Consider the following 20,140-nt stretch of genomic DNA (forward strand, 5'->3'; position numbering starts at 1 on the left):
ACACACGCTGAGATGAGAGGCAAGAGCCGAACGCGGTGACCGTCACCGCGAGCTCCCCGCCACAACGACGAGACGAAGGAGTCCCCATGGCCCTCCCCGGCGCCCGTGAAGTCCGTGCCCCCCGCGGCACGCAGTTGTCCGCCAAGTCCTGGCAGACCGAAGCCCCGCTGCGGATGCTCATGAACAACCTCGACCCCGAGGTCGCCGAGCGCCCCGACGACCTGGTCGTCTACGGCGGCACCGGCCGCGCCGCCCGCTCGTGGGATGCGTTCGACGCCATCGTGCGCTCGCTGCGCGACCTGGAGGACGACGAGACGCTGCTCGTACAGTCCGGCAAGCCCGTCGGCATCTTCCGCACGAACCGTTGGGCCCCAAGGGTTCTGCTGGCCAACTCCAACCTGGTCGGCGACTGGGCGACGTGGCCGGAGTTCCGCAAGCTCGAGGCCGAAGGCCTCATGATGTACGGCCAGATGACCGCCGGTTCGTGGATCTACATCGCGACCCAGGGCATTCTGCAGGGCACCTACGAGACGTTCGCCGCGGTCGCCGCCGCCATGCACCGCGACGGCCGCATCAGCGAGCCGACGCTGGCCGGCACCTTGACCCTGACCGGCGGGTGCGGCGGCATGGGTGGCGCGCAGCCGCTGGCCGTGACGCTCAACGGCGGTGCCGTGCTCATCGTCGACGTCGACCAGACGCGGCTCGAGCGCCGGCGCGCCAAGCGCTACCTCGACGAGGTCGAGACCGACCTCGACGCCGCCCTGGAGAAGGTGTTGGCGGCCAAGCGGGAGCGGCGCGCCCTGTCGGTGGGCCTCGTCGGCAACGCGGCGCAGGTCTTCCCCGAGCTGCTGCGCCGCCAGCGCGCCGGTGAGTTCTTCGTCGACGTCGTCACCGACCAGACCAGCGCCCACGACCCCCTCTCCTACCTGCCGGTGGAGTACACGATGCAGGAGTGGGAGCGCGAGGCCCAGGCCGACGAAGAGGGCTTCACGAAGAAGGCCCGCGAGTCGATGGCCGCGCAGGTGCAGGCGATGGTCGAGTTCGGCGACGAGGGTGCCGAGGTGTTCGACTACGGCAACTCGATCCGCGACGAGGCCCGGCACGCCGGCTACGACCGCGCGTTCGGCTTCCCCGGCTTCGTGCCGGCCTACATTCGCCCACTGTTCTGTGAGGGGATGGGCCCGTTCCGCTGGGTCGCGCTCTCGGGCGACCCCGAGGACATCCGCGTGACCGACGAGGCCATCAAGGAGCTGTTCCCCGACAACGAGCACCTGCACCGCTGGCTCGACGCGGCCGGTGAGTACGTGGAGTTCGAGGGCCTGCCGGCCCGCATCTGCTGGCTGGGCTACGGCGAGCGCCACCGCGCCGGACAGCTGTTCAACGAGCTTGTCGCAAGCGGCAAGGTCAAGGCGCCGATCGTCATCGGCCGCGACCACCTGGACTGCGGCTCGGTCGCCTCGCCCTACCGCGAGACCGAGGCGATGAAGGACGGATCGGACGCTATCGCCGATTGGCCGCTGCTCAACGCGCTGACCGCCACGAGCTCGGGCGCCACATGGGTCTCGATCCACCACGGCGGCGGCGTCGGCATCGGCCGCTCGATCCACGCCGGGCAGGTCGGCGTCGCCGACGGCACCGAGCTCGCGGCCGAGAAGCTCTCCCGGCTGCTGACCAACGACCCGGGCATGGGCGTCATTCGGCACGTCGACGCCGGCTACGAGCGCGCCGACGAGGTCGCCCGCGAGCGCGGGGTACGCATCCCGATGCAGGAGGGCTGATGAGCAGCGAGCTGCTCGTCGGGATCGGCGAGCTGTGGACCGCCGACCCCGACGAGGAGCGGGCCTTCGTGCCCGACGCCACCCTCGTGGTCGACGACGGCCGCATCGCCTGGCTCGGGCCCGCCGCACAGGCCCCGGAGGCCGATCGCCGGACGGATGTCGAGGGTCGGGCCGTGCTCCCCGGCTGGGTCGACTCGCACAGCCACCTGGTGTTCGCGGGCGATCGGGCGGCCGAGTTCGCCGCCCGCATGGCCGGGCAGGCCTACGCCGCGGGCGGCATCGGGGTGACGACCGCGGCCACCCGCGAGGCCAGTGACGAGGAGCTGGCCGCACTCGTCGCCGGGCGGGTGCGCGACGCGACGGCCGGCGGCACGACCTACCTGGAGACCAAGACCGGTTACGGCTTGAACGTCGAGCAGGAGGCGCGGGCCGCGCGCCTCGCCGCCGGGCTGGTCGACGAGGTCACCTACCTCGGGGCGCACCTGGTGCCCACCGGGCCGGACGGGCAGCCGGTCGACGCCGACGAGTACGTCGACCTGGTGTGCGGCGCGATGCTGCAGGCCGTGCGGCCGTACGTGACCTGGGCCGACGTCTTCTGCGAGGAGGGCGCGTTCACCCCCGAGCAGTCCCGCCGGGTGCTGCAGGCGTGCGCAGAGGCCGGTTTGGGCCTGCGCGTGCACGGCAACCAGTTGGGGCACAGCGGCGGGGTCGCGTTGGCGGTCGAGTTGGGCGCGGCGAGCGTCGACCACGTCAACTACGTCACGGACACCGACATCGAGGCGCTGGCTTCCTCCGACACGGTGGCCACGATCCTCCCGGCGTGCGACCTGTCGACCCGGGCGCCGCTGGCTCCCGGGCGGGCGCTGCTCGACGCCGGCGCGACCGTGGCCATCGCCTCGAACTGCAATCCCGGCACGAGCTACACCTCGTCGATGAACTTCTGTGTCGCGACCGCAGTGCTGCAGATGCGGCTCACCGTCGAGGAGACGGTGCTCGCGGCGACCTACGGCGGCGCCCGGGCGCTGCGCCGGGATGTGCGCAGCGTCGCCGCCCAGGGCGACGATCGGACTCCCGTCGGCACGCTGGCAGTCGGCGCCCGCGCCGACCTGCACGTGCTCGACGCCCCGTCGGCGACTCACCTGGCCTACCGGCCGGGGATGCCGCTGACGTGGGGCGTGTGGCGGTCGGGTCACCGAGTCGCCGGAGCCTGAGCAGATGGACGCCAGCCCCGCGGTCGCGCACGCCCTGCGGATCCTGGACGCCCTGGCGCGGGCGGCAGGCCCCCGCTCGGCTGTCGCGTTGGGGCGGGAGTTGTCCATTCCGCGCTCGACCACCTATCGGGTGCTGTCGACCATGGCCGCGCACGGTTACGTCGTACACGTTCCCGACCTGGGGTACGCCCTGGGCCCGGCCGCCCACGAGCTGTCGTGGGCGTACCAGCGGCAGGCCCCCCTCCAGCGCGTCGCGGGGCCGCTGCTCGCAGCGCTGGCCGATGCTCTGGGCCATAACGCACATCTTTCTGTGCTGCACGGCAAGGACGTGCTGTACGTCATCGAGGAGCGGGTCAAAGGCCGGCCCCGGCTCATCACCGATGTCGGGGTGCGGCTGCCCGCCGAGCTGACCGCGAGCGGCTGCGCGATGCTCTCCCGGCTGACGTCGGCGCAGATCAGCGCGCTGTATCCGTCGAAGGAGGCGCTGGTCGACCGCAACGACAACGGCCCGGCGACGGTCAGCGAGTTGCGCCGCGAACTGGCTTCCATCCGCGCCCGCGGCTACGCCCGCGAGACCGAACTGGTCTCCACGGGTCTCGGCTCGGTCGCGGCCCCGGTCCTCGACAGCGCCGGGCATCCGGCCGCCTCGGTGGCCGTCACCTTTCCCCTGGGCACCGGCGAGCCCGAGATCGAGAGGGTTGCCGAGCAGGTGCGGCGCACCGCCGCCACCATCGAGGCCCGCCTCGAGCGCCGCCGCCCACCTGCCTGATCACCCAGCCCGAACCAAGGAGCACCATGGGCCCGCAACCGACCCCAGCCGACGAGGCCACCACCCCGGCGTCCGTGCCGATGTGGAAGTTCTTCGTCCTGTCGGCCATCGGCATCTTCATGTTCTTCGTCCCCATCACGCTCGGCGAGCGCAGCACGATTCCGCTGGACCACATCGTGGGTGCCGTCCGCCGGGCCGTGCCCGACCTGCTGCCCGCGTACGCGTTGCTGCTCATCGCCGCCGGCGCGATCTACCCGTTCGTCGCGGGTCGCTGGCGGCGCACGACCACCGAACTCGTGTTCACCATAGCGCGGGTCGTGGGTCTCGTCGTCGGCATCATGCTCGTGTTCGGGATCGGCCCGGCCTGGCTGTTCGAGGAGGGGATGGGCCCGTTCCTGCTCAACTCCCTGGTCATCCCCGTCGGGCTGCTCGTGCCGATCGGCGCGGTGTTCCTGGCGCTGCTCGTCGGCTACGGCCTCATGGAGTTCGTCGGCGTGCTGGTGCGCCCGATCATGATGCCGTTGTTCCGCACCCCGGGACGCTCGGCGATCGACGCGGTGGCCAGCTTCGTCGGCTCGTACTCCCTGGCGCTGCTCATCACCAACCGCGTCTACCTCGAGGGCAAGTACAACCAGCGTGAGGCGATGATCATCGCGACGGGCTTCTCCACCGTCTCCGCGACGTTCATGATCGTGGTGGCCAACGCGCTCGACCTGATGCAGCACTGGAGCCTGTACTTCTGGTCCACGCTCGTCATCACGTTCCTCGTCACGGCCGTCACCGTGCGCCTGTGGCCGCTGTCGCGGGAGCCGGAGGACTACGCGCCCGGCACCACGCCGCAGCCGGAGGAAGACGTGCAGGGCAGCAAGCTGGCCGCCGCGTGGCAGCAGGCCCGGGCGACGGTGGCCGCCGACCCCGGCGTGGGCCGCACGATCCTGACGAACTTGCGCGACGGCGTCCTCATGGCGATGGCCGTGCTGCCCTCGATCCTGTCGATCGGTCTGCTGGGCCTCGTGCTGGCCACGTACACGCCGCTGTTCGACGTCATGGCCTACCTCTTCTACCCGATCACGGCTCTGCTGGCGATCCCCGACCCGATGCTCGTGGCCAAGGCCGCCGCGCTCGGCGTCTCGGAGATGTTCCTGCCCGCCGCGCTCGTCGTGGATTCGGTGGTGAAGGTCAAGTACGTCGTGGCCGTCGTCTGCGTCTCGCAGATCATCTTCTTCTCCGCGATGGTGCCCAGCATCGTCGGCACCCAGATCCCGTTCTCGATTCCCCGCCTCATGGCCATCTGGTTCGCCCGCGTCGTCGTCAGCCTCATCATCACCATCCCGGTGGCCCACCTGCTGTTCTAGCGCGGGAAACACCTCACGGCCCCTGGAGTTCTCCGGGGGCCGCGATGGTCATCGCACACAAGAGCGTGGGGTCAGCGCAGCTTGTAGTCCTCCAGCAGGCGTCGCCCGATGATCATCCGCTGGATGTCGGCGGTGCCCTCACCGATGAGCAGCATCGGGGCCTCGCGGTAGAGCCGCTCGATCTCGTACTCCTTGGAGTAGCCGTAGCCGCCGTGAATGCGGAAGGAGTCCTCGACGACCTCCGCGCAGTACTCGCTGGCCAGGTACTTGGCCATACCGGCCTCGAGGTCGTTGCGCTCGCCCTTGTCCTTCATGCGGGCGGCCTTGACCATCATCTGGTGGGCGGCCTCGACCTTGGTCGCCATGTCGGCGAGGCGGAACATCACGGCCTGGTGCTCGGCAATCTTCTTGCCGAAGGTCTCGCGCTGCTGGGCGTAGGCGATGCCGAGCTCGAACGCGCGCCGCGACAGTCCGCACGCGCGGGCGGCGACGTTGACGCGGCCGACCTCGACGCCGTCCATCATCTGGTAAAAACCCTTGCCGGGCACTCCGCCGAGGATCTGCGCGGTGCTCGTCTGGTGGCCCTCGAACACGAGCTCGGTGGTGTCGACGCCCTTGTAGCCCATCTTCTCGATCTTGCCGGGCACCGTGACGCCCTGGGCGGTCTGCCCGAAGCCGGGCTCCTTGTCGATGAGGAAGGTCGTCATGTTGCGGTAGACGGAGTCGGCGCCGGTGTCGGTCTTGACGAGGACCGCGACGAGGTTCGCGCTGCCGCCGTTGGTCAGCCACATCTTCTGGCCGTTGATCGTCCACTCGTCGCCCTCGCCGGCGACGGCCTTGGTCTTGATCCCGGAGACGTCGGAGCCGCAGCCCGGCTCGCTCATGCTGAACGCGCCGCGGATCTCCCCGGTCGCCATCTTCGGCAGGTACCGCTGCTTCTGCTCGTCGGTGCCGTGCTGCAGCAGCATGTAGGCGACGATGAAGTGGGTGTTGATGATGCCGGAGACGCTCATCCAGCCGCGCGCGATCTCCTCGACGCACAGCGCGTAGGTGAGCAGCGACTCCCCCAGCCCGCCGTACTCCTCGGGGATCATCAGGCCGAAGATCCCCATCTCCTTCATGCCCTCGACGATGTCGGTGGGGTACTCGTCCTTGTGCTCCAGCTGCGTGGCGACGGGGATGATCTGCTCGTCGACGAACTCGCGGACGAGTTTGATGAGCTCGGCCTGCTCTTCGGTCAGGCCGTCGGTCTGCTGGAGGCGGGACATGGAGCCACCCTTCACTGCGTGGTCGATGCGTACTTCGCTCAGTATGCCGAACGCCGGGAGGGTGCGCGGTCGAACCACTCAGACGTGCGCGAGATTCACTGCCTGTGACCAGCCCGCTACGACCAGGCCCGCCGGAGCACGCCCACGGCCTGGTCGAGGTCGAGGCCGCCCCGACGGGCAGCGGAGGCGAACAGCAGCGCCGCGGCTTGCGTCTCGTCGGCGCGGGGTCCGTCTTTCGCGCCCAGCACCACCGTGCCGGCCCGGCTGCGCGCGGCGACGTGCCCCTCACTCTCCAACTGCTTGTAGGCCTTGGCGACGGTGTTGACGGCGACCCCGAGGTCGGCGGCGAGTTGACGCACGGTCGGCAACCGGGCCCCGGTCGCCAGCTCCCCGGAGACGATGCCCGCGACGATCTGGTCGCGGATCTGTTCGTAGGGCGCCGCTCCGCTCGCCCGGTCCAACTCGATGATCACGAGACACCACCTTGCCGCAGGCTCGCTCGCGGTCCTTGCGCGGTGGGGCCTATCGACGACTCCTCGACCCAGGTGGAGACCACGGCCAGGACGACCAGTGCCAGGCCGGTGAGGCCGGCGGCCCAGGCGATGGGCACCATCGCCGCTGGCAGCTCGAAGCCCGCAGCCCCGTACCAGGCATTGAAGAGGGTCATGGTCGCCAGGACCGCCGTCATGATGCGCGCCGTGACGACGTCACGTATACCGCGTGCCCGCTCCAGTTCGGTCCAGAGCAGCGTGGCGCTGTCGGCGCTGCTGGTGGGGACGGTGACGAGGCGACGGGTCCAGGCCGCGAGCCCTGCCAGGACGAGCACAGTGGGCAAGCACCCCAGGGCGAACCACCAGGGAGCTGGGCGCTGACCTCCCGAGGCCAGGGCGAGGCCACCGAGGGCCATGGGCGCCAGCACGAGGAGGTCAGCCGGAGCACCGAGCCACCACGGCACGTAGTCACGCAGCCGACGCGACACGAGACGCGCCACTCGAGGCTCGGCTCCTGGGGGCTTGGCCAGCAGCGCGCACCCGGCGCTGAGCATCGCGAACCACAGCGCCGCAGCGAGCAGAGCCCAGGGGACGATCGGAGCCTCGATACCGACCAGCGCCGCGACCAGCAGGTATCCCGACAGACCGGCCGCCGAACCGAGCGAAAGCCACCGACGCTGCCGAGCTCGCCGCGCCACGAGAGCCTCTGGATCGGTCGGCTCGGGCATGCCGCGACGCACGAGACGAAGCACGGCGACTCGCTCCCGGTCGGGGATCCGCCAGGCGTCGACCACGGCGATCACCAGCATGAAGACGGCCACCGCCACAAGCGACGTCTCCTGCACCGCCACCACCTCGCTTAATGTCGCACTACAAACACGACAATAGGCGGTGCGACTGAGTTGGACAAGGGGCTAGGCGTCACTGGGGTCCCACTGCGACAGGTCGACGGACTGACTCACCGCACGTCAGTAGACGCGGACCTGATCGCCGATTCGCAGGCCACCGTTCCACAGCATGTCCATGGCCTTGGTGCTGACGCGGGCGCAGCCGTGGGAGGCGGGCCGGCCGGGGATGCTGCCGTCGGCGACACCGTGCACGGCGTAGCCGCGGAAGAAGTACTTGGGGCGGTAGAGCTTGCCGAGCGGCGCGGTGTGCCAGCGGTTGATCTGCCGGAACACGCGGTAGGTGCCCTTGGGCGTGGGGGTGGCTTTGGTGCCGGTGCTCGTGTTGATGACCGACGTCACCTTGCCGTCGACGACCAGCAGCATGATCTGGCGCTGCAGGTCGATCTCGAGCACGCGACCCTTCGTGCTCCGGGCCTTCGGCATGACCCCCTTGTCGAGCGCGGCGCGGGTCGCCGGCCCGGCCACCCCGTCGCGGCCCAACCCGGCGACCTTCTGGACCGCCATGACGGCCTGCGCGGTGGAGTGGTCGTAGCGCCCCGAGGGTTTGCCGGACCAGTACCCCTTCGTGCCGAGCTCCGTCTGCAGCGACGTCACTGCGGGCCCGGTGGCCCCGAGGCGCAGCAGCGGCGGGTTCACGCGCGGCGTCGCCTTCGTGCTCCCGGGCTTGCGTTCGGGCGAGCTGGCAGTGTGCACGGCCGCCTGCACGGCTGCGGGCGCAGTGACTGCCGGTGCCCTCGTCGGCGCCGCGGCCTGCGCGGGCGCTACCGCGACAAAGGGAACGAGCGCGACGGCCGAGCCGACGGCGATGGACAGAACTGATGACTTACGCATGAGGTACCCCCCGGTACTTTCTCGCCGCACCCCCGGTGCGGACCCCCGGCCGCGCGCGAATCGCCTCGACCAGCGCCCTTGTGCAGGACACGCGTTCAGAATAGTCGTCCGAACTCACAGACCGTTCACGATTCCCTCACGTCTGCGCAACGATTTGCCCGGCCACTGCCCCCGCCTTCCCGGCGGGCGGCGCCCGGCCCACTGGACAACCGCAACCGCGACTGGGCACCCGCCAACCGACTGGACTACTGCTCGAGCAGTTGCCCAGTGGGGTCAGCGATTGTCCAGTGCGGGCAGCCGTTGCCCAGTCAGTCGCGCTGGGTCGGTTTGGCCCTCAAACGCAACCAACCAGCCGCGTCGAACGCCGAGCGCGCCTGGGCCACTCGGTCGGCGAGCAGCCGCCAGACCTCCGGGGTGACTCCCGGATGCGCCGTCCGGTCGACCTCCTCTAGGGCCCGCCCCAACTGCGTCACGACATCGTGAACGACAGGCTCCGCGCGCTCCCGGGACACGCCCCATGTCCTGATCTCCTCGACCACACTCTGGATCGACAGCTGGGCGAAGTCCGACTCACCGGCCAGATCCAACGCCGTCCGATAGCCCCCGGGATGATGCAGATGCACGGCCACGTCGTATGCGGGGGCGACCGACACTGTGCCATCGGGAAGCCGCAGGATCGAGGTGTTCTTGGCATGGTGATCGGCGTTGCCCACGAGGTACTAGAACGTCACAAGGCGCGCCATCGGGCCGATCCGCCCTCCGTCCTGGCCGAGCGCACGCGCGCCCTCTCGCCAGGACGGCAATGTCCGGCCACGCTGGAATTTGCGCGCCGGATCAGCCGTGTTCAACCCGAAGACTTGCGCCAGGTCCTCCTCATGGATCCGCTGCACGCGGCCATCGACGAGCACGCGGTCGTAGCGAGAGACGGCGATAGCTCGGCGGCCATCGAAGTCGAGCACCGACGCCTGAACGGTGGTCACACCGATCCGCCGACCCAGATCGAGGCAGAGTGCTTCGGTATCCACAACGTCGGCCGCAACACTGTCCGCGGGATGGGCCACCTTGAGAATCCACGTGGACGGCACCCCCGCCGGGGGAAGCAGCCAGGTGCCGTCGTCCGCGCGCGACAAAGCGATCTTGGGCACGAACCCGGGCAGGATAGGCGAGGTCGTCCCGCCTGCATTCGACGAGTCGGCCTTATCGAGTAGCGAACGCACGTCGCTGTCGTTGAGCCGGATCGACACGTAGCCGGCCGAACTCGCGAGTCCCGCCGGGTCGGGTCCAATCACGAGAGCCCCAGGAGTGTCCCACCCATACCGATCCAGCAGGGCGAACAGATCCCCGGGCTCGATTCCTGCGTTGACGGCGTAGTGGATGCGGGCGGCGCCCTCAGGTAGCAGCCCCTCGACGAATGCTCCGACTAGCAGGTCGTGGACCGGCTGCCCGATCGCGAACCCATGTGAGACAACTCGCGCACCGAGCCCCCAACGGTCGGCCGCCAACGGTGTCCACGACCAGTGGAGCCGATTGGGTGCACGTCCACGGGTGATGTCGGCAACGTGCGTCCCGCAGAGGTGAACTGCCAGAGACTCCATTGGGCCTTCCGACATCGACATCGCGGATGTGCGTAAATCTGCACAACACCGCCCTTGTGCAGATTTACGTACAACCCGGACTCAGGCCTCCTCGAGCGCCTGGATGGCCTCATGCATGGTGAGGATGCGCTGGGCGGACTCGACGTGCAGGTTCTCGATGAGGCGGCCGTTGTACGTGACGACGCCGCCGCTGCCGCCCGCCTCCCACGCCTCCAGCACGCCGCGGGCGTCGGTGATGGCCTGCTCGCTGGGGGCGAAGGCCTCATTGGCGCCGGCGACCTGGCCGGGGTGGATGAGCGTCTTGCCGTCGAAGCCCATCTGGCGTCCCTGGGCGCACTCGGCGAGGAAGCCCTCGGTGTTCTTCACGTCGTTGTAGACGCCGTCGAGAATCGCCTTACCCGCCGCGCGGGCCCCGAGTAGCGCGGTGCCGAGCGCAGCCAGCAGCGGCTCGCGGCCGGGCACGTGCTCGGCGTACAGCTCCTTGACCAGGTCGTTCGTGCCCATCACCAACACCGACAGGCGCGGTGAGGCCGACGCGATCTCGTGGCAGCGCAGCATCGCGATCGGCGTCTCGACCATCGCCCACAACGTTGTGTGATCCGGCGCGCCAGCCCGCTCCATGGCCTCGACCAGCGCCAGCACCTCGGCCGCCGAGTTGACCTTGGGCACGGCGATGGCGTCCGGGCCGGCCTTGGCCGCCGCCGCCAGGTCCGCCTCGTGCCACTGGGTGCCGATCGCGTTGATGCGGATCGTCACCTCGCGGCGCCCGTAGTCGCCCGTTTGCGCCGCGGCGCACGCCTGCTCGCGGGCGACGTCCTTGGCGTCGGGTGCCACGGCGTCCTCGAGGTCGAGGATCAGCCCGTCGCACGGCAGGGTCGCCGCCTTGGCCAGCGCCCGCTCGTTCGAAGCCGGCATGTAGAGCACCGAACGGCGGGGCCGGAAGGTCGTCTGCTGTGTCATGATCACGCCTCCTGGTCCGCGACGGACGCCCGGGCGGCCTCGTACTGCTCGCCCAGCTCCGGATCGATCGCGCCGAGCTGCTGCGCCAACTCCACCATCACGAGGCACTGCTTGAGGGAGGCGTCGTCCTCCATCTTGCCGTCGAGCATCACCGCGCCCGTGCCGTCGCCCATCGCCGCCTTGACCCGGTAGGCGTGCGCCACGTCGGCCGGGTCGGGGCTGAACACCTTGCGGGCGATCGCGATCTGCGCCGGGTGCAGCGTCCACGTGCCCACGCACCCCAGCAGGAAGGCGTTGCGGAACTGGTCCTCGCACGCCACGACATCCTTGATGTCGCCGAACGGGCCGTAGTAGGCGTAGATGCCGTGCATCGCGCACGCGTCGACCATCCGCGCGACCGTGTAGTGCCACAGATCCTGCTGGTAGGTGCTGCGCTGCCCCTGGATGTCGCCGTCGACCGGGTCCTGCCGCACGAGGTACCCGGGGTGCCCGCCGCCCACGCGCGTCGTCTTCATCTTGCGGTCCGCGGCCAGGTCGGCCGGGCCGAGCGAGATGCCCTGCATGCGCGGGCTAGCGCCGCAGATCTCCTCGACGTTGACCATGCCGCGCGCCGTCTCCAGGATCGCGTGCACGAGGATCGGCCTGGTCAGCCCCGCCTTGGCCTCCAACTGCGCTAGCAGCCGGTCGATGTAGTGGATGTCCTCGGCGCCCTGCACCTTGGGCACCATGATGACGTCGAGCTTGTCGCCGATCTCGGTCACCAGCGTCGTCAGGTCGTCCAGCACCCACGGGCTGTCGAGCGCGTTGATCCGCGTCCACAGCTGCGTCGGGCCGAAGTCGGTGGCCTTGGCGATGTCGACGAGCCCCTGCCGGGCGGCCAGCTTGTTGTCGGCCTTCACCGCATCCTCGAGGTTGCCCAGCAGCACGTCGACCGTGCCGATCATGTCCGGCACCTTGGCCGCCATCTTGGGGTTGCTCGGGTCGAAGAAGTGGATCATGCGGGTCGGCCGGGCCGGCACCTCACGCACGGGTTGGGGTGCCCCCACGGCCAGTGGGGCGAAGAAGTCCTTGGCGCTGCGCATCGGGATAGGGCCTCCTTAAGGCATCGCGGGCGGGTCGACAAACGGCGACTGGGATCCCACCCACGACTCTAATCACGCCCACCCGCGCCGTTACCCCAATCGGCGCAGTTGCGCCCCGGGCATGGTGACGTCGAGTCGTCGTTTCGGGCCGCCAATCGAGGCGACGCAGGGACGCCTCGATCCGAGAAACGACAACTCGACCGAAGGCCGCGCGATGGCCGGGGCACGGCAAAGCCACAGGTAGCCTGGGCCCGTGAGCTCGCGCGTCTTCGTCTCGCGGTTGGCGAGCCTGTCCGTCTTCGACCCCCTTGGTGATCAGGTGGGTCGAGTGCGCGACGTCATCGTCACCGTCTCCCCGCGCCGCCACCGGCCGCGGGTCATCGGCCTGGCCGTCGAGGTGCCCGGCAAACGTCGCGTGTTCGTGCCGATGACTCGGGTCACGAACATCGACGCCGGTCAGGTCATCACGACTGGCCTGGTCAACATGCGCCGGTTCGAGCAGCGACCCAACGAGACGCTGGTCATCGGCGAAGTCTTCGACCGCTCGGTCACCGTGCGCGATCCCGACGAGCCCACCGGCACGTACGAGGCCCTCGTCGAAGACCTCGCCATCGAGAAGGAGCGGCTGCGCGACTGGTCCGTGGTCAAGGCCTTCGTTCGCAAGGGCGATGGCGCCCGCACCTTCGGCGGTCTCGGCCGGCGCCGCGGCGAGACCGCGGTCGTGCCGATCGAGGACGTCGTCGGCCTCCTGACCGTCGACGCCGGCCAGGGCGCCGCGAGCCTGCTCGCCAGCTACGACGACCTCAAGGCCGCCGACCTGGCCGAACTCATCCGCGACCTGCGTCCCGACCGGCGCATCCAGGTCGCCGCAGCCCTCGACGACGAGAAGCTGGCCGACGTCCTCGAAGAGCTCCCCGAGGACGACCAGGTGCCGATCCTGGCCGCGCTCGCCTCCGACCGGGCCGCCGACGTGCTCGAGGCCATGCAGCCCGACGACGCCGCCGACCTGCTCTCCGAGCTGCCGCCGGAGGCCCAGGAGCGCTACCTGCAGCTCATGGAGCCCGACGAGGCCGCCGACATCCGTCGACTGCTGACGTACGAAGAGGACACTGCCGGTGGCCTCATGACGACCGAGCCGGTCATCCTGCCGCCGGAGGCGACGATCGCCGAGGCGCTGGCCCTCGTGCGACGCGCCGAGATCTCCACCGCCATGGCGGCCACCGTCTACGTGTGCCGCGCACCGCTGGAGACCCCGACCGGGCGCTATCTGGGCGTCGTGCACATCCAACGGCTGCTGCGCGAGCCGCCGCACGGGGTGGTCGGCGCCATTCTCGACAAGGGCATCGAGGTGCTCGGCCCGGACGCCTCCATCGGCAAGGTCGCCCGCAGCCTGGCCACCTACAACCTCGTCTCGGTACCCATCGTCGACGAGGACAACCACCTGCTCGGCGCGGTGACGGTCGACGACGTGCTCGACCATCTGCTGCCCGAAGACTGGCGCGAGGAGCGGCACGAGGTGACCGATGACTGAGGACAGCCGGTTCGGCCGGCTCGACCAACCCCGCGAGTCCCGCCGCCTGAGTTGGCCGGGCAAAGGCGTCGATCAGGAGCGCTTCGGCATCATCGCCGAGGCCTTCGCCCGGTGGATGGGCACCGCCCAGTTCCTCTTCTACATGACGTGTTTCGTCACCGCCTGGCTGATGTGGAACACGCTGATGCCCGAGCCGTTCCAGTTCGACCCGCGGTCGCTGAACTACACCCTGCTCACGCTCATCCTGTCGCTGCAGGCCTCCTACGCCGCGCCGCTCATCCTGCTGGCCCAGAACCGCCAGGACGACCGCGATCGCGTCGGCCTCGAGCAGGACCGCGGCCGCGACGAACGCAACCTCGCCGACACCGAGTACCTGACCCGCGAGGTCGCCGCCCTGCGGATCGCCATGCGCGACGTGGCCACCCGCGACTACGTGCGCTCCGAACTGCGCGAGCTGCTCGACGAGCTCCGGGAGGACCTGCGCAGCGACGACCGGCCCGCTGACCAGGGCGCAGCCCCCGCCAAACCCAAACGCAAGAAGCGCCGCTCGACCGACACGTCGGCCATCCCCGTCATCCAGGAGCACGGCGCCGCGACCGAGCGCGCCTCCAAGCCCAAAGCCAGCGACACCACAGCCGACCACCCGACCGACAATCCCCCCGCGACGAAGGGGCCCGGGCAGCCGAGCTGAGCCGTCGATAGAGTGGCGGGCATGGTTGCCCCCACTCGCGATGCACTGCTGCAGGCCCTTTCGGGCGTCGAGGACCCCGAGATCCACCGCCCGATCACCGATCTGGGCATGGTCGGCGACCTGCAGATCAGCGAGTCCGGCGCAGTGCTCGTCACCATCCTGCTCACCGTCTCCGGCTGCCCGCTGAAATCGAAACTCGAGCACGACACCCGGCAGGCGTGCGAGTCCGTCGAGGGCGTGACCAGCGTCGACGTGCGCCTGGGAGTGATGAGCGACGAGCAGCGCGCGGCCCTGCGCGAGCACCTGCGCGGCGGGCAGGCCGAGCGGGAGATCCCGTTCGCGCGGCCCGACTCGCTGACCCGCGTGTACGCCGTGGCCTCCGGCAAGGGCGGCGTCGGCAAGTCGTCGGTGACCAGCAATCTCGCCGTCGCGCTCGCCGACCAGGGCCTGACCGTCGGGGTCGTCGACGCCGACATCTACGGCTTCTCCATCCCCCGCATGCTGGGGGTCGACCGCGCGCCGACGCAGGTCGACGACATGATCATGCCGCCCGAGGCCCAGGGCGTTCGGGTCATTTCGGTCGGGATGTTCGTGCCCGGCAACCAGCCCGTCGTGTGGCGCGGACCGATGTTGCACCGGGCCCTGCAGCAGTTTCTCTCCGACGTCTTCTGGGGCGACCTCGATGTACTCCTGCTCGATCTGCCTCCGGGCACCGGCGACGTCGCGATCTCCGTGGCCCAACTCATCCCCGGCACCGAGATCATCGTCGTGACGACCCCGCAGCAGGCGGCCGCGGAGGTCGCCGAGCGCGCCGGGTCGATCGCGGCGCAGACCCACCAGCGGGTCGTCGGCGTCATCGAGAACATGTCGTGGCTGGAGCTGCCCGACGGCTCCCGTCAGGAGATCTTCGGCTCCGGCGGTGGCCAGCACGTCGCCGACTCCCTCAGTCGGCTCATGGGGCACGAGGTGCCGCTGCTGGGCCAGATTCCCCTCGATGTCGCGCTGCGCGAGGGTTCGGACGCCGGTGACCCCGTGGTGCGTTCGGCGCCCGACGGCCCGGCCGGAGTCGCCTTGCGCGGCATCGCGCGCGGCCTGGGCTCGCGCTCGCGCGGCCTGGCGGGGCGCAAACTCGGCCTCACGCCCACGGGGCGGTAAACCACTCGACACCCCACTCCCCTACAGCCCTGCGGTCTTTGGCCGCAGGGCTGTACTTTTTGACGTCCACGTCCTACTGTATTAAGTACCTAATACAGTAGGACGACAGGAGGCGAGCGATGGACTTCGACCCCTCGCGGCCGATCTGGCACCAGCTCATCGACGAGTTCTGCCGCCGCATCGCCGTCGGCGACTGGGCCCCCGGACAACGCATCGGCGGCGTGCGCGAACTGGCCGGCGACCTGGGCGTCAACCCCAACACCGTGCAGCGCGCGCTGGCCGAGCTCGAACGCGAGGGCCTGTGCCGCTCCGAACGCACCGCCGGCCGCTTCGTCACCGACGACCAGGCGCGCATCCGCGACCTGCGCCACCACGTGGCCGCCGGCGCCGCCGACGACTTCATCCAACGCGCGCACGGGCTCGGCCTCGACCTGCCCGACGCGATATCCCTGCTCACGCAAAGGTGGACCGCCCATGACCCGCGCACCAGCCGCCCCGACACCGACACCGACGCAGACGCAGACACAGACACCGACACAGACACCGACGAGCCGAAGGGAGCCTGACCCGATGTCCACCACCGAGGATCAGACCAGCGGCGGGGCCGCCATCGACATCCGTGGCCTGCGTAAGCACTACGGCCCGGTGCACGCCCTCGACGGCGTCGAGCTGCAGCTGACGCCAGGCCGGATCGTCGGCCTGCTCGGCGAGAACGGCTGCGGTAAGACGACGCTGCTCAAGGTGCTGGCCGGTGTGGTCAGCGACTACACCGGGCAGGTGCGTATCGCCGGCCACACGCCGGGGCCCGCGTCCAAGGCGCGGGTGAGCTTCCTGCCCGACACCTCGTTTCTGCCCGACCGGGCTCGGGTGCGCGACTGCGTGAACATCTACCGCGACTTCTTCACCGATTTCGACGCCGAACTGGCCGCAGACCGTCTGGCCCACTTCGGCTTCGACGAGGGCCTGCGCCTCAAGGAGGCGTCCAAGGGCATGCGGGAGAAGATCCAGATCGCGCTCGCCATGAGCCGTCGGGCCGCCGTCTACCTGCTCGACGAGCCGATCTCCGGTGTCGACCCCGCCGCGCGCGAGGTACTGCTCGAGGCGATCGTGCGCGACCTGCATCCAGAGGCCCTCGTCTTCATCTCCACCCATCTCGTGCACGACCTCGAGCCGGTGCTCGACTCCGTCGTCTTCATGCGCCACGGGCGGATCACGCTCTCCGGCGACGTCGACGACCTGCGGGCCGAGCACGGCGCCAGCCTCGACCAGATCTTTCGGGAGGTCCACCGATGAACACCGCCACCGCCGCCAACACGGCGACCCCCGCGTCGCCCGAGCGTCACAGCGGCCCCACGATCCGCACGCTCCTGCGCCATGAGGTCGCCCGCACCCGCGGCCCGCTCGGCGTCGTCGTGCTCGGGACCAGCCTCTTCGCGGTCGTGGGCGCCCTCATCGCCACGACTCCGATCTACGTCCTGGCGAACCTGGGCCTCATCCTCGGCTTCGGTGCCGCCGGCGCCCTCCCGCCGATCGCCCTCATCGTGCTGGCCATCGACTACTGGCTGTCGGCCTACGGGCGCACCGGCTATCTGACGCAGAGCCTGCCGCTGCGGGGCTCGAGGATCTACGCCGCCCGCCTGCTGTACGGATCACTCGTCGGCGTCGCGGCCACGGTGTGGGCCCTGGCACTGGCCCTGCTGCCGGCGCTCGCCGCCGCCAGGGAGGCCGCCGACCCGGGCCAGGGCGCGGTCGCCTTCCTCGTCAAGAACGTCCGGGAGGTGATCGCCCCGGTCGGCGCGCTGTGGTGGCTCTTCTTCGCGGCGCTGGGTGTCGCGCTCATCGTCAGCTACCTCGCGCAGTACTACTTCGCGGCCTCGATCGGCAGCGAGGGTCGCCTCGGGGCGATGGGCCCGGCGGGCCCGGTTCTGGTGTGGTTCTGCGTCTACCTGCTCATGCAGGTGCTAGCCGGGGTGGGCCTGTTCGCGGTGCCGGTCGGCGTCGGGATGTCCGGCGGCTCGTTGGGCTTCGTGCCGATGGACCTGTGGGGTGCCCTGGTCGCCAACCAGCCGCCGCCGCAGGGCTTCCCTCTCGGCTTCCTGGTGCCGATGCTGCTGGTCAGCGCGCTCTTGGCGTGGCGCACCGCGTACTCGTGGGACCGCAAAGTGTCGCTGCGCTGACCGGCATCCGGATCGACCGCCCTCAGGTGGCGTCGTCGTCGAAGGGCACGGGGCGGGATGGGTCGTGCACGGCCGTGTAGTCCGGGGTCATCCGGCGCGCGGGCGTCGACTCCCCCGCCCCAGCCGTCGTGTCTGTGCCCGAAACGCCCGAAACGCCCTGAGCGCCTGCGCCAGGGACCCGGTCCTGCGGCTCCTTGGCGTCGGCGTCGGTCGCCCCCGTGTCCTCGTTCCACGCGTCGGTGATGGCCTCGCGCACGATGCGACGCGGGTCGTACTGGCGGATGTCGTAGGCGGTCCAGTCGACGTTGTCGAACTCCGGACCCATCTGATCGCGCAGCTGCGTACGGGCCCCGTCGGCGAGCCGCTTCAGGTCTCGGATCGTCTGCCGCAGCTTGGCGACGTACTCCGGCAGCCGCTCCGGGCCGATGACGAGCAGGGCGACGACGACGAGGATGACCAGCTCCCAGCCGTTGATGCCGAACACCTTGCCGCCCTTCGCGTCCCGTGCCTGCCCACTGCCTGTCGACGCCCGCGCGGACGCCTGCGGCCATCCTGTCAGGTGCGGCTGGCCCCCGGCACCTGAGGTGGAAGGTCAGAGAGAGGGCGCGACGCGCGGAAGGGCGAAGCTCGCCGAGGGGAGCCGCACCGGCGGGCGGGTGGCCCGGGAACGCTGCGAGGTCGGCGCCCGGTGCGCCAGGGCCTCGCGCAGTTGAGCACGGCCGCGGTGGATGCGCGATCGCACGGTGCCGAGCTTGATGTCGAGCACCTCGGCGATCTCTTCGTAGGTCAGCCCCTCGATGTCGCACAGCACGACGGCCGCGCGGAAGTCGGGGGCCAGGGCGTCGAGCGCCCGCTGCACGTCGTCGTCGAAGTGCGTGTCTTCGTAGTGCTGCGCGGGGCTGACGGTGCGCGAGGGCAACCGGGCCGCGGCGTCGTCGGAGAGCGCGTCGAAGCGGATGCGCTGGCGGCGGCGCATGCGGTCGAGGAAGAGGTTGGTGGTGATGCGGTGCAGCCAGCCTTCGAAGGTGCCGGGCCGGTAGGAGTCCAGGGACCGGAAGACGCGGATGAAGACGTCGTGGGTCAGATCTTCGGCGTCGTGCACATTGCCGGTGAGGCGGTACGCGAGACGGTAGACCCGCGCGGAGTGCTGCTCGACGACCTCTTCCCACGTCGGGGGGGCCCAGTCGGGCTGAGTCGACTCCGCAGATGCAGCATCGGTGAGGCTCTGCTCGGTGATGGTCACGGTAGTCCTTCTCTCCCTTGCGGTCGGGTGCCCCGCGGCTGCTCCCCTGTGCGGTTACCCGGGCGTAGCGACATGATGCCCGCAGAGCCTGGACAACGGCTGGGCGTTTGTGCACAAGAAGTTATGTCCAGCAGTCCGCCGTCGGCGGTCTAGGCTGGTCAGCGCCCGCGAGCCGACGACGAGGAGCCGGAGAATGAGCGTGCAGAAGCCGGCCAGCTGGTCGTACACCGAGGAGTTTCTCACCGAGCCCCCCGCGGTGGAGGCCGCCCGCCGCCGCGGCGAGGAGCTCGGCTGCACCCCGCTGGGCGTCGGTGTGGGTGCGGCCCTGCGGCTGCTGGCGGGGGCGTTGCGGGCCCGCACGGTCTGTGAGATCGGCACCGGCGCCGGGGTCTCGGGCCTGTGGCTGCTCGACGGCATGGCACCCGAAGGCGTGCTGACGACCATCGACATCGAGCCGGCGCACCAGCGGGCCGCCCGCACCGCCTTCCGCGAGGCCGGCATGGCGCCGCAACGCACCCGCGTCATCATGGGCAACGCGCTGTCGGTCTTGCCCAGGTTGGCGGACCGCGCCTACGACATGGTCTTCGTCGATGGCCGCAAGGAGGAGTATCCGGCGTACGTCGAGCAGGCGAGCCGGTTGCTGCGCAGCGGTGGGGTGCTGGCACTCGACAACATGCTGTGGCACGACAAGGTGGCCGACCCGGTGGCCCGAGACGCGACGACGACAACGCTGCGCGACCTGGGCAAGGCGCTGCGGGATCACGACGCGTTTCAGGCGACCCTGCTGCCGGTGGGCGACGGCCTGTTGGCGGCCGTCAAGCGCTGAGGGCAGGTCGGGGCGGGCACGACGAACCCCCGTCACCGGCGGTGCGGTGCGGGGGTCGAGGCTACGCCGCGAGGGCGGAGTCGTCAGTTGCTAGGGACGGCCTCACAGGACTCGATGGCCTTGCCGAGGTTCGCGGCCTCATCCGGCGTCATCTCGACGACCAACCGGCCACCACCCTCGATCGGCATCCGCAGCACGATGCCACGGCCCTCCTTGGTCACTTCCAGCGGACCGTCGCCGGTGCGAGGCTTCATTGCGGCCATTCGTAC

20 protein-coding genes and 1 pseudogene are annotated in these 20,140 nt (G+C 70.1%); 11 read left to right on the forward strand and 10 right to left on the reverse strand.

Annotated elements, in window-relative coordinates; translation table 11 throughout:
* Positions 1-86: 86 nt before the first annotated feature.
* The 4 genes from hutU to KILIM_RS09890 are packed head-to-tail and all read left to right on the forward strand — an operon-like array spanning position 87 to position 5,113.
* Entirely contained in the window at positions 87-1,778 is a 1,692-nt protein-coding gene (hutU, locus tag KILIM_RS09875; protein WP_006592524.1) for a urocanate hydratase, read from the forward strand.
* Complete coding sequence (gene hutI, locus KILIM_RS09880; RefSeq protein ID WP_006592525.1) at positions 1,778-2,989, forward strand: imidazolonepropionase; 1,212 nt, start codon at positions 1,778-1,780, stop codon at positions 2,987-2,989. The genes hutU and hutI overlap by 1 nt, the downstream gene beginning before the upstream one ends.
* A gap of 4 nt (positions 2,990-2,993) precedes the next feature.
* The gene (locus tag KILIM_RS09885; protein ID WP_006592526.1) at positions 2,994-3,758 is read left to right on the forward strand and encodes an IclR family transcriptional regulator; all 765 of its coding nucleotides are present in this window, start codon (positions 2,994-2,996) and stop codon (positions 3,756-3,758) included.
* A gap of 26 nt (positions 3,759-3,784) precedes the next feature.
* On the forward strand, positions 3,785-5,113 hold the full coding sequence (locus KILIM_RS09890; protein WP_006592527.1) for a YjiH family protein: 1,329 nt from the start codon (positions 3,785-3,787) through the stop codon (positions 5,111-5,113).
* A 71-nt stretch (positions 5,114-5,184) separates the two neighbouring features.
* On the opposite strand, the gene KILIM_RS09895 is transcribed toward KILIM_RS09890, so the two are convergent.
* The 7 genes and pseudogenes from KILIM_RS09895 to KILIM_RS09930 all read right to left on the reverse strand — a co-directional run bounded on the left by KILIM_RS09895 (position 5,185) and on the right by KILIM_RS09930 (position 12,248).
* Positions 5,185-6,381, reverse strand: a complete 1,197-nt coding sequence (locus KILIM_RS09895) for an acyl-CoA dehydrogenase family protein (protein WP_006592528.1) — start codon at positions 6,379-6,381, stop codon at positions 5,185-5,187.
* 116 nt (positions 6,382-6,497) lie between these two features.
* Entirely contained in the window at positions 6,498-6,854 is a 357-nt protein-coding gene (locus KILIM_RS09900) for a GntR family transcriptional regulator (RefSeq protein ID WP_006592529.1), read from the reverse strand.
* On the reverse strand, positions 6,851-7,717 hold the full coding sequence (locus KILIM_RS09905; RefSeq protein ID WP_157551626.1) for a hypothetical protein: 867 nt from the start codon (positions 7,715-7,717) through the stop codon (positions 6,851-6,853). Before KILIM_RS09905 ends, KILIM_RS09900 begins: the two co-directional genes overlap by 4 nt.
* Positions 7,718-7,840: 123 nt before the next feature.
* Positions 7,841-8,611 (reverse strand): L,D-transpeptidase family protein, encoded by a 771-nt coding sequence (locus tag KILIM_RS09910; RefSeq protein ID WP_006592531.1) that lies wholly within the window; start codon positions 8,609-8,611, stop codon positions 7,841-7,843.
* 308 nt (positions 8,612-8,919) lie between these two features.
* Positions 8,920-10,227: pseudogene (locus tag KILIM_RS09920) on the reverse strand (type II toxin-antitoxin system HipA family toxin).
* A 60-nt stretch (positions 10,228-10,287) separates the two neighbouring features.
* Positions 10,288-11,166: an HpcH/HpaI aldolase/citrate lyase family protein gene (locus tag KILIM_RS09925; RefSeq protein ID WP_006592534.1), complete on the reverse strand. Its 879-nt coding sequence runs from the start codon at positions 11,164-11,166 to the stop codon at positions 10,288-10,290.
* Positions 11,167-11,168: 2 nt separating this feature from the next.
* The gene (locus KILIM_RS09930) at positions 11,169-12,248 is read right to left on the reverse strand and encodes an HpcH/HpaI aldolase/citrate lyase family protein (RefSeq protein WP_006592535.1); all 1,080 of its coding nucleotides are present in this window, start codon (positions 12,246-12,248) and stop codon (positions 11,169-11,171) included.
* Between the two features lie 253 nt (positions 12,249-12,501).
* On the opposite strand from KILIM_RS09930, the gene KILIM_RS09935 reads away from it, so the two are divergent.
* The 6 genes from KILIM_RS09935 to KILIM_RS09960 all read left to right on the forward strand — a co-directional run bounded on the left by KILIM_RS09935 (position 12,502) and on the right by KILIM_RS09960 (position 17,802).
* Positions 12,502-13,779, forward strand: a complete 1,278-nt coding sequence (locus KILIM_RS09935) for a magnesium transporter MgtE N-terminal domain-containing protein (RefSeq protein WP_040562889.1) — start codon at positions 12,502-12,504, stop codon at positions 13,777-13,779.
* The gene (locus KILIM_RS09940; RefSeq protein WP_006592537.1) at positions 13,772-14,470 is read left to right on the forward strand and encodes a DUF1003 domain-containing protein; all 699 of its coding nucleotides are present in this window, start codon (positions 13,772-13,774) and stop codon (positions 14,468-14,470) included. Before KILIM_RS09935 ends, KILIM_RS09940 begins: the two co-directional genes overlap by 8 nt.
* A 21-nt stretch (positions 14,471-14,491) precedes the next feature.
* Positions 14,492-15,625, forward strand: coding sequence for an Mrp/NBP35 family ATP-binding protein (locus tag KILIM_RS09945; RefSeq protein ID WP_006592538.1), 1,134 nt, complete (start codon positions 14,492-14,494; stop codon positions 15,623-15,625).
* Positions 15,626-15,744: 119 nt separating this feature from the next.
* A complete protein-coding gene (locus KILIM_RS09950) occupies positions 15,745-16,191 on the forward strand; it encodes a GntR family transcriptional regulator (RefSeq protein WP_006592539.1) in 447 nt (148 codons plus the stop codon).
* Positions 16,192-16,195: 4 nt separating this feature from the next.
* Positions 16,196-16,918, forward strand: a complete 723-nt coding sequence (locus KILIM_RS09955; protein WP_006592540.1) for an ABC transporter ATP-binding protein — start codon at positions 16,196-16,198, stop codon at positions 16,916-16,918.
* A complete protein-coding gene (locus KILIM_RS09960; protein ID WP_006592541.1) occupies positions 16,915-17,802 on the forward strand; it encodes a hypothetical protein in 888 nt (295 codons plus the stop codon). The genes KILIM_RS09955 and KILIM_RS09960 overlap by 4 nt, the downstream gene beginning before the upstream one ends.
* A 22-nt stretch (positions 17,803-17,824) precedes the next feature.
* Here the strand turns inward: KILIM_RS09960 and KILIM_RS09965 are convergent, their stop codons facing one another.
* Positions 17,825-18,286, reverse strand: a complete 462-nt coding sequence (locus tag KILIM_RS09965) for a twin-arginine translocase TatA/TatE family subunit (protein ID WP_006592542.1) — start codon at positions 18,284-18,286, stop codon at positions 17,825-17,827.
* Positions 18,287-18,394: 108 nt separating this feature from the next.
* On the reverse strand, positions 18,395-19,045 hold the full coding sequence (gene sigE, locus KILIM_RS09970; RefSeq protein WP_006592543.1) for an RNA polymerase sigma factor SigE: 651 nt from the start codon (positions 19,043-19,045) through the stop codon (positions 18,395-18,397).
* A 193-nt stretch (positions 19,046-19,238) separates the two neighbouring features.
* On the opposite strand from sigE, the gene KILIM_RS09975 reads away from it, so the two are divergent.
* Positions 19,239-19,871 carry an O-methyltransferase gene (locus KILIM_RS09975; RefSeq protein WP_006592544.1) on the forward strand — a complete coding sequence of 211 codons (633 nt, stop codon included), beginning with the start codon at positions 19,239-19,241 and terminating at the stop codon, positions 19,869-19,871.
* A gap of 83 nt (positions 19,872-19,954) precedes the next feature.
* Here KILIM_RS09975 and KILIM_RS09980 read toward each other — a convergent pair whose 3' ends face one another.
* Positions 19,955-20,134 carry a DUF3117 domain-containing protein gene (locus KILIM_RS09980; protein WP_006592545.1) on the reverse strand — a complete coding sequence of 60 codons (180 nt, stop codon included), beginning with the start codon at positions 20,132-20,134 and terminating at the stop codon, positions 19,955-19,957.
* Between the last annotated feature and the right edge of the window lie 6 nt (positions 20,135-20,140).

The sequence above is a fragment of the Kineosphaera limosa NBRC 100340 genome (assembly GCF_000298215.1).
Taxonomy (GTDB): Bacteria; Actinomycetota; Actinomycetes; order Actinomycetales; family Dermatophilaceae; genus Kineosphaera; species Kineosphaera limosa.

Coding starts and splice junctions, on each gene's coding strand:
- hutU (WP_006592524.1), top strand. CDS start 87: ATGGCCCTCCCCGGCGCCCGTGAAGTCCGTGCCCCCCGCGGCACGCAG.
- hutI (WP_006592525.1), top strand. CDS start 1,778: ATGAGCAGCGAGCTGCTCGTCGGGATCGGCGAGCTGTGGACCGCCGAC.
- KILIM_RS09885 (WP_006592526.1), top strand. CDS start 2,994: ATGGACGCCAGCCCCGCGGTCGCGCACGCCCTGCGGATCCTGGACGCC.
- KILIM_RS09890 (WP_006592527.1), top strand. CDS start 3,785: ATGGGCCCGCAACCGACCCCAGCCGACGAGGCCACCACCCCGGCGTCC.
- KILIM_RS09895 (WP_006592528.1), bottom strand. CDS start 6,381: ATGTCCCGCCTCCAGCAGACCGACGGCCTGACCGAAGAGCAGGCCGAG.
- KILIM_RS09910 (WP_006592531.1), bottom strand. CDS start 8,611: ATGCGTAAGTCATCAGTTCTGTCCATCGCCGTCGGCTCGGCCGTCGCG.
- KILIM_RS09925 (WP_006592534.1), bottom strand. CDS start 11,166: ATGACACAGCAGACGACCTTCCGGCCCCGCCGTTCGGTGCTCTACATG.
- KILIM_RS09930 (WP_006592535.1), bottom strand. CDS start 12,248: ATGCGCAGCGCCAAGGACTTCTTCGCCCCACTGGCCGTGGGGGCACCC.
- KILIM_RS09940 (WP_006592537.1), top strand. CDS start 13,772: ATGACTGAGGACAGCCGGTTCGGCCGGCTCGACCAACCCCGCGAGTCC.
- KILIM_RS09945 (WP_006592538.1), top strand. CDS start 14,492: ATGGTTGCCCCCACTCGCGATGCACTGCTGCAGGCCCTTTCGGGCGTC.
- KILIM_RS09950 (WP_006592539.1), top strand. CDS start 15,745: ATGGACTTCGACCCCTCGCGGCCGATCTGGCACCAGCTCATCGACGAG.
- KILIM_RS09955 (WP_006592540.1), top strand. CDS start 16,196: ATGTCCACCACCGAGGATCAGACCAGCGGCGGGGCCGCCATCGACATC.
- KILIM_RS09960 (WP_006592541.1), top strand. CDS start 16,915: ATGAACACCGCCACCGCCGCCAACACGGCGACCCCCGCGTCGCCCGAG.
- KILIM_RS09975 (WP_006592544.1), top strand. CDS start 19,239: ATGAGCGTGCAGAAGCCGGCCAGCTGGTCGTACACCGAGGAGTTTCTC.
- KILIM_RS09980 (WP_006592545.1), bottom strand. CDS start 20,134: ATGGCCGCAATGAAGCCTCGCACCGGCGACGGTCCGCTGGAAGTGACC.